This window comes from Salipiger sp. IMCC34102, assembly GCF_004145405.1.
In the GTDB taxonomy this organism is placed as follows: Bacteria; Pseudomonadota; Alphaproteobacteria; order Rhodobacterales; family Rhodobacteraceae; genus Loktanella.
Window position 1 is genome coordinate 70,204 of record NZ_SELQ01000006.1, and the last position, 14,944, is coordinate 85,147.

General features: G+C 65.8%; 15 protein-coding genes. 10 read left to right on the plus strand and 5 right to left on the minus strand.

Annotation, left to right across the window (positions count from 1 at the left end; translation table 11 throughout):
* Positions 1–58 precede the first annotated feature (58 nt).
* The 3 genes from EU805_RS13015 to EU805_RS13025 form a co-directional block, all read right to left on the minus strand.
* Positions 59–1,345: a flagellin gene (locus EU805_RS13015; protein WP_129764422.1), complete on the minus strand. Its 1,287-nt coding sequence runs from the start codon at positions 1,343–1,345 to the stop codon at positions 59–61.
* A 205-nt stretch (positions 1,346–1,550) separates the two neighbouring features.
* On the minus strand, positions 1,551–1,889 hold the full coding sequence (locus tag EU805_RS13020; RefSeq protein WP_129764423.1) for a hypothetical protein: 339 nt from the start codon (positions 1,887–1,889) through the stop codon (positions 1,551–1,553).
* Complete coding sequence (locus EU805_RS13025) at positions 1,882–2,175, minus strand: rod-binding protein (protein ID WP_129764424.1); 294 nt, start codon at positions 2,173–2,175, stop codon at positions 1,882–1,884. Before EU805_RS13025 ends, EU805_RS13020 begins: the two co-directional genes overlap by 8 nt.
* Before the next feature lie 99 nt (positions 2,176–2,274).
* On the opposite strand from EU805_RS13025, the gene EU805_RS13030 reads away from it, so the two are divergent.
* Together EU805_RS13030 and EU805_RS13035 are read left to right on the plus strand one after the other, a co-directional pair.
* A complete protein-coding gene (locus EU805_RS13030) occupies positions 2,275–4,215 on the plus strand; it encodes a flagellar hook-length control protein FliK (RefSeq protein ID WP_165351948.1) in 1,941 nt (646 codons plus the stop codon).
* 10 nt (positions 4,216–4,225) lie between these two features.
* Complete coding sequence (locus tag EU805_RS13035) at positions 4,226–4,903, plus strand: flagellar hook capping FlgD N-terminal domain-containing protein (protein WP_129764426.1); 678 nt, start codon at positions 4,226–4,228, stop codon at positions 4,901–4,903.
* Positions 4,904–4,905: 2 nt separating this feature from the next.
* Here EU805_RS13035 and ubiB read toward each other — a convergent pair whose 3' ends face one another.
* Both ubiB and ubiE read right to left on the minus strand, forming a co-directional pair.
* Positions 4,906–6,435 (minus strand): 2-polyprenylphenol 6-hydroxylase, encoded by a 1,530-nt coding sequence (ubiB, locus tag EU805_RS13040; RefSeq protein WP_129764427.1) that lies wholly within the window; start codon positions 6,433–6,435, stop codon positions 4,906–4,908.
* Between the two features lies 1 nt (position 6,436).
* The gene (gene ubiE / locus EU805_RS13045; RefSeq protein WP_129764428.1) at positions 6,437–7,186 is read right to left on the minus strand and encodes a bifunctional demethylmenaquinone methyltransferase/2-methoxy-6-polyprenyl-1,4-benzoquinol methylase UbiE; all 750 of its coding nucleotides are present in this window, start codon (positions 7,184–7,186) and stop codon (positions 6,437–6,439) included.
* 82 nt (positions 7,187–7,268) lie between these two features.
* Here ubiE and mutM point away from each other — a divergent pair, with 82 nt between their 5' ends.
* The 8 genes from mutM to EU805_RS13085 all read left to right on the plus strand — a co-directional run bounded on the left by mutM (position 7,269) and on the right by EU805_RS13085 (position 14,930).
* A complete protein-coding gene (gene mutM / locus EU805_RS13050) occupies positions 7,269–8,120 on the plus strand; it encodes a bifunctional DNA-formamidopyrimidine glycosylase/DNA-(apurinic or apyrimidinic site) lyase (protein ID WP_129764429.1) in 852 nt (283 codons plus the stop codon).
* A gap of 61 nt (positions 8,121–8,181) precedes the next feature.
* Positions 8,182–8,958, plus strand: coding sequence for an enoyl-CoA hydratase-related protein (locus EU805_RS13055; RefSeq protein ID WP_129764430.1), 777 nt, complete (start codon positions 8,182–8,184; stop codon positions 8,956–8,958).
* A 144-nt stretch (positions 8,959–9,102) separates the two neighbouring features.
* Positions 9,103–9,366, plus strand: coding sequence for a 30S ribosomal protein S20 (gene rpsT / locus EU805_RS13060; RefSeq protein ID WP_129764431.1), 264 nt, complete (start codon positions 9,103–9,105; stop codon positions 9,364–9,366).
* Between the two features lie 569 nt (positions 9,367–9,935).
* Entirely contained in the window at positions 9,936–11,315 is a 1,380-nt protein-coding gene (gene dnaA / locus EU805_RS13065) for a chromosomal replication initiator protein DnaA (protein WP_129764432.1), read from the plus strand.
* Between the two features lie 102 nt (positions 11,316–11,417).
* Positions 11,418–12,536, plus strand: a complete 1,119-nt coding sequence (gene dnaN, locus EU805_RS13070; protein WP_129764433.1) for a DNA polymerase III subunit beta — start codon at positions 11,418–11,420, stop codon at positions 12,534–12,536.
* 73 nt (positions 12,537–12,609) lie between these two features.
* Entirely contained in the window at positions 12,610–13,719 is a 1,110-nt protein-coding gene (gene recF, locus EU805_RS13075; RefSeq protein WP_129764434.1) for a DNA replication/repair protein RecF, read from the plus strand.
* Positions 13,720–13,779: 60 nt separating this feature from the next.
* Positions 13,780–14,310 (plus strand): GNAT family N-acetyltransferase, encoded by a 531-nt coding sequence (locus EU805_RS13080; RefSeq protein ID WP_129764435.1) that lies wholly within the window; start codon positions 13,780–13,782, stop codon positions 14,308–14,310.
* Entirely contained in the window at positions 14,310–14,930 is a 621-nt protein-coding gene (locus EU805_RS13085) for a LysE family translocator (protein ID WP_129764436.1), read from the plus strand. The genes EU805_RS13080 and EU805_RS13085 overlap by 1 nt, the downstream gene beginning before the upstream one ends.
* Positions 14,931–14,944 lie beyond the last annotated feature (14 nt).

Here is a 14,944-nt window from a genome sequence, read left to right on the forward strand (position 1 = left end):
CGTCACGGCCATTATGAAGGGCGCCGAGGGCACGCGAGGTGCCCCCGGCTTGGGTGTCTTAGCGGAAGAGCGACAGGATCGACTGCGGTGCCTGGTTGGCGATCGACAGCGACTGGACCGCCAGCTGCTGCTGGACCTGCAGCGCCTGCAGCCGGGCGGAGGCTTCCTCCATGTTGGCATCGACCAGCGTGCCGATTCCGGACTTGAGCGAGTCGGTCAGGCTGCCGATGAATTCCGACTGGGTGTCCAGCCGGCCCTCTGCCGAACCGAAGGCCGCGGCAGAGTCGATGGAGGTCTGGATCAGGCTCTCGATTGCGGCAAGGCCTGCGGCCGCACCTTCGTCCGAGGTCACGTCGATGCCGTCCATCAGTTCGAGTCCGCCGCCGACGGTGCCGTCGGCTTCCGTTTCAAAGGTCGCCAGGTCGGCGTTGTCCGACTGGTTGCTCTGAGCGGAATCGGTGTCGATCGTCGCACCGGTGTTGTTGACGATGTCGATCTGACCCGCTGTGTCGGCATTCTCGACGAAGGACACGTCCATGCCCGCCTTCTCGGCGGCGGTGTTCAGACGGGCAACCATCGCGTTCGTCACGTCCTTGAGGGTGTCGCCGTCACGCGCCACGTATGCGACGTCGGCGCCGAAATCGATCGCATCGCCGCTGACGGTGTCCGTGATGCCCGCGGCGGAGACGACGAAGTTGGCCCCGGCGACCATCGTGTCGTCGGCGCCCAGGCCGTCGAAGGTCGCGAAGGCGGCCGATGCGCCATCGGCGAGACCCGTGTTGGCGGTTCCGACTTCCAGGTTGGCGGTTCCGGCCACGGCCGCATCGGTTCCCAGGTCCTGCTTGCTGACGCTGATGTTGGAGGCGGCGACACCGGTGGCGGAGCGGTCGAGCGACGACAGGACATCGACGTTACGGGATCCCGCCTCGGTCTCGGAGTTGCTGAGCAGGTTCAGACCGTTGAACTGGGCGGCGCCGGTCACGGATTTGATCTGGTCGGTCAGCGCGTCGATGTCGGTCTGGATCTTCTCGCGGTCGACGTTCGCTTCCTGCGAGGAGACGATCTTGCCCTTGATCTCGGTCAGAAGCTCCGTGACGGTTTCGGAGGCGTTGCGGGCCACGGCCACCGTGCTGCTACCCAGCGACAGGCTCTCGGAGATGCCCTTGAAGCCCTTCACGTCCGATTCCATCTGCTTGGAGATGGCCCAGACAGCAGTGTTGTCGCGCGCGGATTCGACGGATTTACCGGTCGAGATCATCGATTGGGTCTTGCCCAGATCCTTGTTGATACCCTGGAGGGTTTGCAGCGCGACCATCGCGCCGTTGTTGGTCAGAATGCTTGACATGTATCGTATCCTGTTTCCGGACGGCTTTACCGCCCTATGTCTAGGGAACGACGCCGGTTTTGGCGTCCTTTGGGAAAAGTCATTCTGACTGATGGGACGATCCCGGTGTCCGTTCTGGACGGGGTCTTTCTGGCACCCGAACCGTCTACGTATCGTTAAGAGCCGCGTGCGGTGGCGATGCGAAATAGTTCCAGTTTTCCGTAAATCAGGCGCGCTTTTCCAGTGCGGGGCCCGTGGCGGCGATCGTCTCGACCGTGCCGTTCCTGGTATAGTGGTTCAGACCCGCGCGGACGCTGCGGACCTGTTCCAGCCGCGCGTGGGCGTCGCGCAGGCCGTTCCGGCAGGCCGTGAGCAGCGATTCGCTCCGGGACATCGCCTGCGCGATGCGCACCAGATCGCCGCGTGTCGGACGCGACGCTTCGAGCGTGGCCGCCAGACTTTCCTTGCGCGCGGCCAGATCGGCCAGCCCGTCGCTGCGCCCTTCGAGCAGAAGCGCGCGTTCCTCGTTCAGCAAATCGAGAAAGTCGGCAACGGGATCACGCATCGGCCCGGGCCATCATCGCGTTGAACAGGGCTTCGGCCAAACCGATCCCACCGGCCTGCACCAGTTTCTCGGCCTGTGCGTCGCGCAGGAACGATCCGAACTGCTCGGCCCCCTGGTTGGATCCGAACCCGCCGGCTACCGTATCGAACTTCATGGCCTTCAGCATCTCGGACAGGAACGTCGCCTCCAGATCCTGGGCGGCCTTGAGCAACTTGAGGTTCTGCTGTCCCCCGGGCATGGGCGACAGCGGCGCCGATGGCGCGGGCGGGACGGGAATCGGGGTCATTCTGGCCTCCTGCACGTTTCTTTCAACATGGACCTGTCCGGTAAAACCTTTCCTAACTTTCCCCGGCCATGGTCCACGCCATCGCCAGAAGGGAAAACGATGCAGATTGCAGCCGTCACATCAGGGGCCGCCCCGAAGCAGCCGGGTCAGAATGGATCCGCCGGGTCCGGCGACACTCAAGCAGCTTTCGCGGAGGCGTTGGCCAAGGTGGAGCGCACCGCGTCGGATCGGTCGAACTCCGGCAAGGCGCATTCGGACACCGAGGGCGCCCATGGCGAGTTGTCGCCTGACGCGGGCCCCGAGGGCATGGTCCCACCGGGCCCCGGCTTGGATCTATCCGCCGGGCCCACCCCCTCGGAACCGGCCAAGCCCGACCTTGATGGTGGTGTCCCGATCCTGCGCGAAAACGAGGCGGACGGAAGCGCTTCCTTCGAAGGAACGATGGACCGTCAAGAACGGGCCTCACAAGGGCCGATGATAGCGTCGTTGCCGGTGGCCGCGCGGGAGCTTTCTTCGATCTCGCAAGATCCGGATCGGAATGCTGCAGCGGGTCCGGTCGAAAGGGCGATCGCCGCGCCGCTCGCGATGGTCCGCGCCGCTCGACCCGATCCCTCGGCCATCGGTGCGCCGGTACGGGACGGCAATGGCGAAGATCTTGCGCCGCGACGACCGGACCCGCTCGCCCGCTTGTCTTCGATGGTCGATGTCAGGACCGGTGGCGGGGGGGCCGTCGCGTCGGACGAATCGACCGCTCCTTCGCATGGCCTCACCGGCGCGGAGGCAAAGATGTCGCAACCGAACATCCATGCCGTGCAGGGCAGTTCCCCCTCGGTTTCCGCAGGACCTCATCTCGCCCGCCCGAATGTGCCTGCAGAGCCGGGACACCTTCCCTCCGGGGTGTCGGGGGAGGCGCTTGGCCCGATCAGATCACGGGATCAGCCTATGAACCCGGACCGACCCCAGGAAAATCCGACGCCTCGCCAAGTGGTCGTGGGAAAGTCCGAAGCCGGGCAGACGCACTTCAGGCGGTCTGCGCGCGCGGAGCCTGCGCCCATGATGCGCCCCGACATGGCAGCGGTCGAACGAGACGAACCGCACGGAAAGAGGCCAGCCCCACGCGGCCACGGAAAAACAGAGCTTGCGGCAATCCTGTCCGACCCGGGGCGCCTGAATCGACCGCCAGACCCCGGGGCACGGGGAAAGACTTCCGAACCGGTTCTCGCTCCCGGCGCGGTCCAGCGCGTGCAGGAGGCGGCGCCGACGCTGGCGTCCGCCACTGCCGCGATTCCTAAGACGGAGAGTGCTGCCGGGCTTGCGATGGACGACCGTTCGGCCTTCGAAGATCAGGGGCTGTCCGAGCGCCCGCGACCGGACCCCGCCCCGCGACCGGCGGAGCCTTTTCGGCCCGACACGCAAGTGAGCCAAGCGGCTTCCGTCATCGCCTTCCGCGCGGCGGCGCGCCCGGATGGTTCGGCGATTCGCACAAGCGTCGGGGGGACCTTCGACCAGTTGCAGGTGGCGGAAAGCAATCGAAACGGCTTGCGTGTCGAGGATTCTTCGATCGACCCGGGCATAGCTGCAGGACCCGCAACGCTTTCCTCTTCTTCGCCGGTCGCAGCCGCCTCCAATAATCCGACGGGGTCGCAGGCCGCGGCGGTCGCCCAGCAACTCGCCTCCGCCGTCGTGACACGCCGGGACAATCAGGTGGAGGTCTCCCTCAATCCCGCGGAGCTCGGGCGCGTGCGCATGTCGATCCAGGCGCAGGACAGTATGCTGACGCTCGTCATCCAGGTCGACCGCCCTGAAACGGCGGATCTCATGCGGCGCCATGCCGAGACGCTGGCAAGCGAATTTCGCCAGATGGGCTACAACAACCTGACAATGGATATCTCGACGGGTGGCGAAAGAGCCACTTCCGATCGCGGGACCAGCGCGTCCGCTCCGCCGGGAGCCGCTGACGAACCAAGCACCGACGGCATTCCCACCTCACCGCCCCCGGCGTTCACCGGAATTTCCGGCGGTCTCGATCTGAAAGTCTGAAGGGTTCCCCATGGATACGATTCAAACGACCTCATCCTCTTCACTGCCCGCCGCCGCGACGGCGGCAGCACCGAAGAAGGAGGGCATCAATTCGGATTTCGACACCTTCCTGCGGATGCTGACGGTCCAGATGCAGAACCAGGACCCGCTCGATCCGGTCGATTCGGCCGATTACGCGACGCAGCTCGCGACCTTTTCGGGGGTGGAGCAGCAGGTCCAGACCAACGACCTGCTGCGCCAGATGGCGGGCCAGCTCGCGGCCGGCGGGTTGAGCGAGTTGGCGGGGTGGGTCGGCAAGGAAGCGCGAACCGAAGCCGCAGTCGCCTTCGACGGCACCCCCCTGACACTCCTGCCCAGCCCGGCGCGCGGCGCGACCTCGGCACAGCTGATCGTCAAGGACGCGGCGGGCGCAACGGTGCAGACGATTTCGATCGAAACGGGCGGCGATCCCGTGGTCTGGTCCGGTCAGACCGAGGCCGGGCAGACCTTGCCGCACGGCACCTACAGTTTCGAGACGCGCAGCATCTCTGCCGGGGAAGTCATCGCAGAGACGCCTTCCAGCACCTACGCCACGGTGTCGGAGGTCCAGATCAAGGATGGCGAGACCTTCGTCGTCCTCGCCAGCGGACAGGCTCTATCGGCCAGTGCCATCAGCGCCATCCGCGACCCGAGCCTGCGGACCTCGTAAGCTCAGAGCACCTCCGTCAGCGCCCAGAGCACCGCGACGACACTCGCTCCAAGCCCGGCCCAGGCGGCGCGCGCCCGACGGCGCTGTGGTTTGGGTGGCGGCGGGGGGTTGTTCAACCGGATCAACGCGTCCTCGGCCAGGCGCGGCAATTGCGGACCGAAGCGGGCGAGCACCAGCGCCGTGCGTCGCAGATCGTCCAGCAGCGCGCGTGGGCCGATGCTCTTGCTGACGTAATCCGTGACGACCGGCTTGGCGGACTGCCAGATGTTCATGTGCGGATCGAGAGATCGTGCGACTCCTTCGACGACGACCATGGTGCGCTGCAGCAGGATCAGTTCGGTCCGGGTTTCCATCCCGAACCGTTCGGTCACCTCGAAAAGGTAGGCCAGCAGTCGCCCCATCGAGATGCGGCTGGCGTCCATTCCGAAGATCGGCTCACCCACCGCGCGCAGGGCGCGCGCAAATTCGTCGACGTCCATGTGAGGTGGGACATACCCGGCCTCGAAATGGACTTCCGCGACGCGCTGGTAGTCCTTGCGGATGAACCCGAACAGGATCTCGGCGTAGACGCGACGCGTGTATTCGTCGATCCGCCCCATGATCCCGAAATCATAAGCGATGATCGTCCCGTCGCGCGCGATCTTGAGGTTACCCTGGTGCATGTCGCCGTGGAAATAGCCGTCGCGCAGGGCGTGGTTCAGGAACAGTTTGAGAACCCGATCCGCCAGCGCACGGCGGTCCAGGCCCGCGGCATCCAGCGCCGCGTTGTCGCCTGCGCCGATGCCATCGACCCAGTCCAGCGTCATCACCCGGCGACCCGACAGGTGCCAGCGGATCTTCGGCACGGAAAAGCCTGCGTCATCCGCCGTGTTGGCCGCGAATTCGGCCGCCGCGGAGCTTTCGAGCCGCAAATCCAGCTCCCCCATGACCACGCCTTCGAAGTGCGTGATCACGTCCATCGGGCGCAACCGGCGGTAGGACGGCGAGAAGACCTCGATCACCCGTGCCGCGAAGTAGAAGGCGTCGATGTCGCGGCGGAAGGCACGCTCGATCCCGGGGCGCAGGATCTTCACGGCGACGTCCTCGCCGGTTTCGCGCAGGGTGGCCTTGTGGACCTGCGCCAGCGACGCCGCGGCCACCGGGTCCGAGAAGACGCTGAACGTGTCGTCGACCGACACGCCCAACTCGCGGCGCACTTCCGCCCGAGCCTCCTCGACCGGGAAGGGCGGCAACTTGTCCTGCAGCACGCGCAGTTGCACGGCCAATTCGTCGCCGACCACGTCGGGGCGGGTCGACAGGACCTGGCCGAACTTGATGTAGGCCGGTCCCAGCGCAGTCAGCGCACGCACGGCCGGAGGCATGGTTTCGTCCCCACGGTAGCCCAGCCACCGGAATGGCCAGACGATGCCGCGCAGCACGCCGCGCAGGACGGGCCCCACCTCGAAGGCGTCCATGACGACCTCCATCGCGCCGGTCCGCTCCAGCGTGGCGCCGGTGCGGATCAGCCGGACGATGTTGTGCGGTCCGCGCATCCTACAGCTTCCAGCCCGAATGCAGCGCGGCCACGCCCATCGTCAGGTTGCGGTAGCGCGCGTTCTCGAACCCGGCCTGGCGGATCATCGACAGGAAGGTGTCCTGATCGGGAAAGCGTCGGATCGATTCGACGAGGTACTGGTAGCTGTCGCGGTCGTTCGCGATCACCTGCCCCATGCGCGGGATCACGTTGAAGCTGTAGGCGTCGTAGGCCTTCTGCATCATCGGGTTGGGCAGCTGGCTGAACTCCAGCACCATCAGGCGACCGCCGGGCTTGAGCACGCGGAAGGCCTCCGCCAGCGCATCCTGCGGGCGGGTCACGTTCCGGATGCCGAAGCTGATGGTGTAGACGTCGAAGGTGGCGTCCTCGAACGGCAGCGCCATCGCGTCCCCCACGACCCAGTCGAGCTGGCCGGCCATGCGATCTGCTTCTGCCCGCTTGCGACCTTCGACCAGCATCGGCTCGGTCAGGTCGAGCACGGTGGCATGCCCTTCACCCGCGCGCCGCAGGAACCGGAAGGAGATGTCACCCGTCCCCCCCGCCACGTCCAGCAGCCGCTGGCCGGAACGTGGGGCCAGCCAATCCATCATGGCGTCCTTCCACAGCCGGTGGACACCGCCCGACATCACGTCGTTCATCACGTCGTAGCGGGATGCCACTGACGAGAAAACGCCCTGCACCCGGCCGGCCTTCTCGTCCTCGTCCACGGTCTGGTAGCCGAAATGGGTGGTCTTGCGTCCGTCAGTCATGGTCTTGCGGTCCTGTCTCAATCCCCCCAGATGTAGGGTGCTGCCCAGTCCCTACAACGGCGTGCGACAGTAAGGAACCATCATGCCCGAACTGCCAGAAGTCGAAACCGTCCGCCGCGGGCTCGCCCCCGCGATGGAAGGGCGGCGGATCGCGCGGGCGGAGGTGAACCGCCCCGACCTGCGCTGGCCGTTCCCCGAACGCATGGCGGACCGGCTGACGGGGGCCAGGGTCGAACGGTTGCGGCGACGATCGAAGTACATCCTCGCCGATCTCGACAGCAAGGAGACGCTGCTGGTCCACCTTGGCATGTCCGGCCGGATGCTGGTGTCCGGGGCGCGGGTCGGTGATTTCCATCACGACCATCCCGCCCCCGCCAAGCATGACCACGTGGTGTTGCACATGGATCACGGCGCGCGAGTCACCTTCAACGATGCGCGTCGGTTCGGAGCGATGGATCTGATGGCCACGGGGTCCGAGGAGGACCATTGGCTGATCCGCGACATCGGGCCGGAGCCTCTCTCGAACCATTTCGACGAATCCTACCTCGTCGCCCGCCTCAAGGGTCGCAACACGCCGATTAAGGCAGCACTTCTGGACCAGCGGATCGTGGCGGGCCTGGGCAACATCTACGTCTGCGAGGTGCTGCACCGGGCGGGCATCCACCCGGCCCGAAAGGCCGGCCGGATCTCCGCCGCGCGGGTCGCGCGCCTCGTGCCACTGATTCGAGAGGTCCTGACGGAGGCGATCGCGGCGGGGGGTTCGTCGCTGCGGGACTATCGACAGGCGGATGGCGATCTGGGCTACTTCCAGCACGAATTCGCCGTCTACGACCGCGAAGGCGCGCCCTGTCCACGCCCCGCCTGCCCCGGCGTCATCCGCCGGATCGTGCAGTCGGGGCGGTCCTCCTTCTTTTGCCCGGCTTGCCAAAGATGACTTGAACGGTTCGGCGCTTTGGGCCAACACAGGTCTCTGACCCGAATGAACGAGGTGCTTCATGGCCTTTGAGACCATCACAGTCGACAACGCCGACGACGTCACCGTCATCACGCTCAACCGCCCCGACGCGATGAACGCGCTGAACCAGCAGCTTCTGAACGAGGTCTGCGATGCGCTGGAAGAGGCCGACAGGTCCGACGAATGCCGCTGCATCATCATCGCGGGCTCGGAAAAGGCCTTCGCCGCCGGTGCCGACATCACCGAGATGGCCGACAAATCCTACGTCGAGATGGTCGGTCAGTCCTATTTCAAGCGCGAGGCCCAGCGGATCGGCGCGATCCGCAAGCCGATGATCGCCGCGGTTTCGGGCTATGCCCTGGGCGGCGGCTGCGAGCTTGCGATGATGTGCGACTTCATCATCGCCTCCGACACCGCCAAGTTCGGCCAGCCCGAGATCAACCTGGGCGTGATCGCGGGACTGGGCGGCACCCAGCGACTGACCCGGGTCATCGGCAAGGCGAAGGCGATGGACATGAACCTGACGGGCCGCTTCATGGACGCCGAGGAGGCGCTGCAATCGGGCCTCGTGAGCCGGGTCGTCCCCGCCCGCAAGCTGATGGAGGAAGCGCGGTCCGCCGCGGCCAAGATCGCCAGCAAGTCCCTTCTGGCCAGCACGGCGGTCAAGGATTGCGTGAACCGCGCCTACGAGACGACGCTGGCCGAAGGCCTGAATTACGAGCGGCGGACCTTCTACGGTCTCTTCGCCACGCAGGACCAGAAGGAAGGCATGGCCGCCTTCACCGAAAAGCGCGAACCCCAGTTCCGCGACAAATAGGGGCTTTCCAAAGCCGGGCCCGCACTTTATAGCCCGCCCGACATGCGCGTGATGCCCGCTTTGGCAGATCAACCCGGCATCCAGACCCGGGCGGGCCGTTCAGGCGCTCTTGCAGTATTTTGACCGACCCGAAGGATCCAGATCATGGCCAACACTCCCCAGTCCAAGAAGCGCGCCAAGCAGAACGAAGCCCGTTTTGCCGTCAACAAGATGCGCCGCTCGCGCATTCGCACCTACCTGCGCCAGGTCGAGGAGGCGATCGCCTCGGGCGATCAGGCAGCCGCGGCCGACGCGCTAAAGAAAGCTCAGCCCGAGCTGATGCGCGGCGTCTCGAAGGGCGTCGTTCACAAGAACACCGCCGCGCGCAAGATGTCGCGCCTGGCCTCGCGGGTGAAGGCTCTGGCCTGATCCCGACAGGGCCGTTCGGCCCGACCCGTGGCACCGTTGCCACCGCCCAGCGCGCCCCTTTCGGGCGCGCTTTTTCGTTCCGTTTCGGCCTTATCCAAAAGTTTTGTGACAGATCAAAGGGGTCCGGGATTCGGAGCGATCAAGGCTTGAGTCAAGCGCGTTGTGTTGTTGTCTCGGTCGCTCCGCTTGGTAGTTTAATCGAGCGATTCACAACGTTCCGGGGGGAACGACAGGGGTTGCGGAAGGACGGGGACGGGATTTGGCCGGTGTTCGGCAGCCTCGCGTTTTAGTCCCTCTTCCGCGCTACCGACAGGATGAAGCGATCCGCGCACGGCGATTGCCGTGGGCTCTCGCCGTTCGTCTGCGGGAACCGGGCATGCTGCTTGCCTGGACCACCCGTATCTGTCGTGACCGTCATCGCCCTTGCCGACCCTCGCGGGTGGGCCGGGCGACCTTTGGCTGGGTCAGTCGGGCATAGATCCGGCGCAGGCCGAATGCCCCGGACCGGTTGTCGGATCGTGGCGGACCACGGGTCCGTCGTCAGAAACTGGAGATAGGGCAAGAAGATCATGGGCGATCAAACCGTGTGGGGACGGGTACAGGACGACCTTCGCAAGAACATCAGCCGGGCCAAGTTCCAAAGCTGGATCGCCTCGCTGGATTACGAAGGGGTGGAAGACAATACCGTGGTCTTCACGGTGCCCACGACCTTCATCGGCAATTACGTCGACCAGAACTTCGGGGACCAGATCCTCTACGGGTTCAACCGCAACGGGCAGGCCACCGACCGGCTGGCCTTCAGGGTCGATGCCGACCGCGCGGCACAGGCCTCCGCGAAGGCGCCCGCCCCCTCCCCCGCGGCGACGACGGCTGCCAGCGCCACCGCCGATTTCGGTGGAGAGGACGATCCCCTGGGGCTTCCGCTCGACCCGCGCCTGACCTTCGACACCTTCGTCGTCGGCAAGCCCAACGAGCTGGCCCACGCCGCGGCCCGCCGGGTCGCCGAGGGCGGTGACGTGACCTTCAATCCGCTGTTCCTTTATTCCGGCGTCGGCCTCGGCAAGACGCACCTCATGCATGCCATCGCTCACGAGTTGCGCGCCCGGCAGCCGGAGCTAAAGGTCCTGTACCTGTCCGCCGAGCGGTTCATGTATCGCTTCATCACGGCCCTGCGCGAACGCCGGATGATGGAATTCAAGCACATGCTGCGCAGCGTCGACGTGCTTTTGGTCGACGACGTCCAGTTCATGGGCGGCAAGGATTCCACGCAGGAGGAGTTCTTCCACACGTTCAACGCGTTGGTGGATGCCCGCAAGCAGATTATCCTCTCTTCCGACCGGATGCCCAACGAGATCAAGGACCTCGAGGACCGGATGAAGTCCCGCCTGCAGTCCGGCCTCGTGGTCGACCTGCACCCGACCGATTACGAGTTGCGGCTGGGCGTCCTGCAGTCCAAGACCGAAGAGCAGCTGTCGAACTACCCCGACCTCGAGGTCGCGCCCGGCGTGCTGGAATTCCTGGCCCAGCGGATCACCACGAACGTGCGCGTGCTCGAAGGGGCCTTGGTGCGGCTTTTCGCACACGCGAGCCTCGTGGGTCGTCCGATCGACATGGCGCAGACGCAGGATTGCCTGGCAGACACGCTGCGGGCCAACGATCGCAAGGTCACGGTGGAGGAAATCCAGCGCAAGGTGTCGGACTATTACCACATTCGCCTGTCGGATCTGCTGGGACCGAAGCGCGTGCGCAACTTCGCGCGCCCCCGTCAGGTGGCGATGTATCTGGCCAAGACGATGACCAGCCGGTCCCTGCCCGACATCGGACGCCGTTTCGGCAAGCGCGACCACACCACCGTGATGCATGGGGTCCGCAAGATCGAGGAATTGTCCCAGACCGACAGCCAGATCGCCGACGACATCGAGAATCTGCGCCGCGCCTTGGAAGAGTAGGCCACAGGTCCACAAAATCTGCGCGAAGCGCTTGAACGCCCGGGCAAAAGCGGTAGCGTCTCGGTCCGGGCAACGTGTGGCCGGGCAACGACGGGGACGACCATGAAATTCAGTATCGAACGGGCCAGCCTTCTGAAGGCCGTGGCGCAGGCGCAATCGGTCGTCGAGCGGCGCAACACCATCCCGATCCTGGCGAACGTGCTGATCGAGGCCGAAGGGGACACCGTCCAGTTCCGCGCCACCGACCTCGATATCGAGGTCGTGGACCGCGCGCCCGCGAAGGTCGACCGCGCCGGGGCCACGACCGTCGCCGCCGTCACCTTGAACGAGATCGTGCGCAAGCTGCCCGACGGCGCACTCGTGACCCTGTCCGAAGACAGCGCCACCCAACGTCTGACGATCCAGGCCGGCCGGTCGAACTTCCAGCTCGCGACCCTTCCGCGTGAAGATTTCCCGGTGATGGCGACGAGCGATTACACCACCAATTTCAACGCCCCTGCCCCGGTGTTGCGGCGCCTCTTCGACAAGGCGAAATTCGCGATCTCGACGGAAGAGACGCGGTATTACCTCAACGGGGTCTACATGCACGAAGCCGATGGCGAGGGCGGGAAAACCCTGCGCTGCGTGGCCACCGACGGCCACCGGCTGGCCCGGATCGACGCGGATCTGCCGGAAGGGGCCGCGGGCATGGCGGGCGTCATCGTGCCCCGCAAGACCGTAGGCGAATTGCGCAAGCTTCTGGACGACGACGACCTGCAAGTGGCCGTCTCCGTGTCCGAGACGAAGGTGCGGTTTGCAACGCCCGACATTACGCTGACGTCCAAGGTCATCGACGGGACCTTCCCTGACTACACCCGCGTCATTCCCACCGGAAACACCCGCAAGCTGGAAGTCGATGCCTCGGATTTCGCCAAGGCGGTGGACCGGGTCGCGACAGTCAGTTCCGAGCGCTCGCGCGCGGTCAAGTTGCAACTGGAAGAGGATCGACTGGTCCTCTCGGTCAACGCCCCCGATTCGGGCAACGCCGAGGAAGAGTTGGCCGTCGCCTATTCCGACGAACGGCTCGAAATTGGCTTCAACGCCAAATACCTGCTGGAAATCGCGAGCCAGGTGGACCGCGAGAACGCAGTGTTCCTGTTCAACTCCTCCGGCGACCCGACCCTGATGCGCGAAGGCAACGACACGTCCGCGGTCTATGTCGTGATGCCGATGCGGGTGTGATCCTTCCGGTTTCCTTCGAAAACCCGATGCCTCCGGCGGAGGTATTTCCGGCTGGAAGAAGGGAGGACCTCGCTTGGGCGGGCTGAGCTTGTCGCATCTGCGACTGTCGCACTTTCGCTCGCACCGGCAGGCGCGGCTGGACGTCGACCCGCGGCCCGTGGCGATCTTTGGACCGAACGGCGCGGGCAAGACCAACCTGATTGAGGCGATCTCCTTTCTGTCGCCCGGCCGCGGCTTGCGGCGCGCGGCCACCGGAGAGGTGGCCCGCAAGCCCGAGTCCCTTGGCTGGAAGGTCGCCGCCCGTGTGGAGGCCAACCATACGATCGAGATCGAGACCGGGGCGGAAGGCACGGCCACCCGCGACGTGCGAATCGACGGCAAGGCCACGACGCAGACGGCGCTGGCTTCCGTCTTGCGGGTGCTCTGGCTCATTCCGGCGATGGACCGGTTGTGGATCGAAGGGGCCGAAGGGCGTCGACGGTTCCTGGACCGGGCGACCTTGTCCTTTGTACCCGATCACGCTGAGGCCTCGTTGAGCTACGAGCGGGCGATGCGTGAGCGCAATCGCCTGCTCAAGGACATGGTGCGCGACGCGCATTGGTACGCCGCTCTCGAAGCGCGCATGGCCGAGGCGGGCGCCCAGGTGCAGGCCAACCGCATTGCCTGCCTTGAGGCCTTGCGAACGGCCCAAGACGGGGCCGAGACGGCCTTTCCTGCAGCCGATCTTTCCCTTTCGGACGGCAGTGCGATTCCCGCACAGGGGGCCGAGGCCTTGCGCGCCGCCTTTGCCGAAGGCCGCGCACGGGATCTTTCCGCCGGGCGCACGTTGTCGGGCCCGCATCGCGGCGATCTGGAGGCGGTCTTCGCCGGCAAGGGCGTGCCCGCCCGTGACTGTTCGACCGGAGAGCAGAAGGCGTTGCTCATCAGCCTGATCCTGGCGAACGCACGGGCCTTGCAGGCGCAGGTCGGTCGCCCCCCGGTGCTTCTGCTGGACGAGGTGGCGGCTCATCTCGACGAAGCGCGCCGGGCCGCGCTCTACGACGAAATCTGCGCGCTCGGGGCGCAGGCGTGGATGACGGGGACGGAGGTGGGCCTGTTCGACGCCTTGGGCGGGCGGGCGCAGTACCTCGAAGTGACCGAGGCCGATGCCTTGTCGGTCGTGAACCGACGGGAGCCGGCATGACCCGGCAGATGGAAGATACGCGGCCCGGGCGACCGCACCAGCCAGAAAGGAGCACGCCCCATGCATATTGAGACAATCCCGGAATGGGCGCTGAGCGTCGAGGACGATGCGGGGATTGCGGATCTGCTCGACCGGGCGTTCGGGCCGGACTTCGGCGGGCGCTCCTTCTACAAGCAGCGTCATCATTGCCGCGTCCTGTGCCGCGGCGAAAAGGGCCGCGTCGTGGGGCATATCGCCGTGCTGATGCGCGATATCCGCCTGGGCGACCGCCTCGTGCCGATCACCGGCCTCGCCGAAGTCGCGACCGATCCCGATCGCCGCGGCCAGGGGCTGGCGACGGCGCTCTTGCAAGAGGCCATCGCGACCTCACGCGCCTCTCTGGCCGACTTCATCGTGCTTTTCGGAGATCGCCCGATCTATGCGGGCCACGGCTTCGTGCGCGCCAACAACACGCTGACCTACACGGTCCTGGACGATGCAACGACCCACGGGGTCAAGCGCCGGGTGGAGGACACCTTGATGGTCCTGCCGGTGGGGTCTGCGCAATGGGACTTCGCGGCACCCGTGGATTTGCTGGGGCACCTGTTCTGATGACGATCTCGTTTCCGGATCTGGCCTTGTATGTCGGCGCTCTTTTCGCGCTCTTCCTTACCCCCGGGCCGGTCTGGGTCGCGCTGATCGCAAGGACGCTTTCGGGCGGCTTCAATGCGGCCTGGCCGCTTGCTTTGGGCGTGGTGGTGGGTGACGTGCTCTGGCCGCTTCTGGCGATCCTCGGCGTGGCTTGGGTCGTGTCGGTCTACGCGGACTTCATGATCGTGCTGCGCTGGGTCGCAAGCGTGACCTTCCTGATCATGGGCGCACTGGTCATCCGACACGCCGACAGCGGCGTGGGCTCCGACAGCCGGTTGACGCGGCCCGGCATGTGGGCGGGATTCCTGGCCGGACTTGCGGTCATCCTGGGCAACCCCAAGGCGATCCTGTTCTACATGGGCGTGCTGCCGGGGTTCTTCGACCTCGGCGCCCTGACCCGTCCGGACATCGCGGTGATCTGCATCGCCTCCTTTGCGGTTCCGCTGATCGGCAACCTTGTACTGGCGGCATTCTTCGGTCGCGCACGCCGTCTGCTGACCTCCCCCGCCGCGCTGCGGCGGACCAACCTCACGGCCGGCGGATTGCTGATCGCGGTGGGCCTCGCCATCCCCTTCGTCTGACCACAAAATCTAGG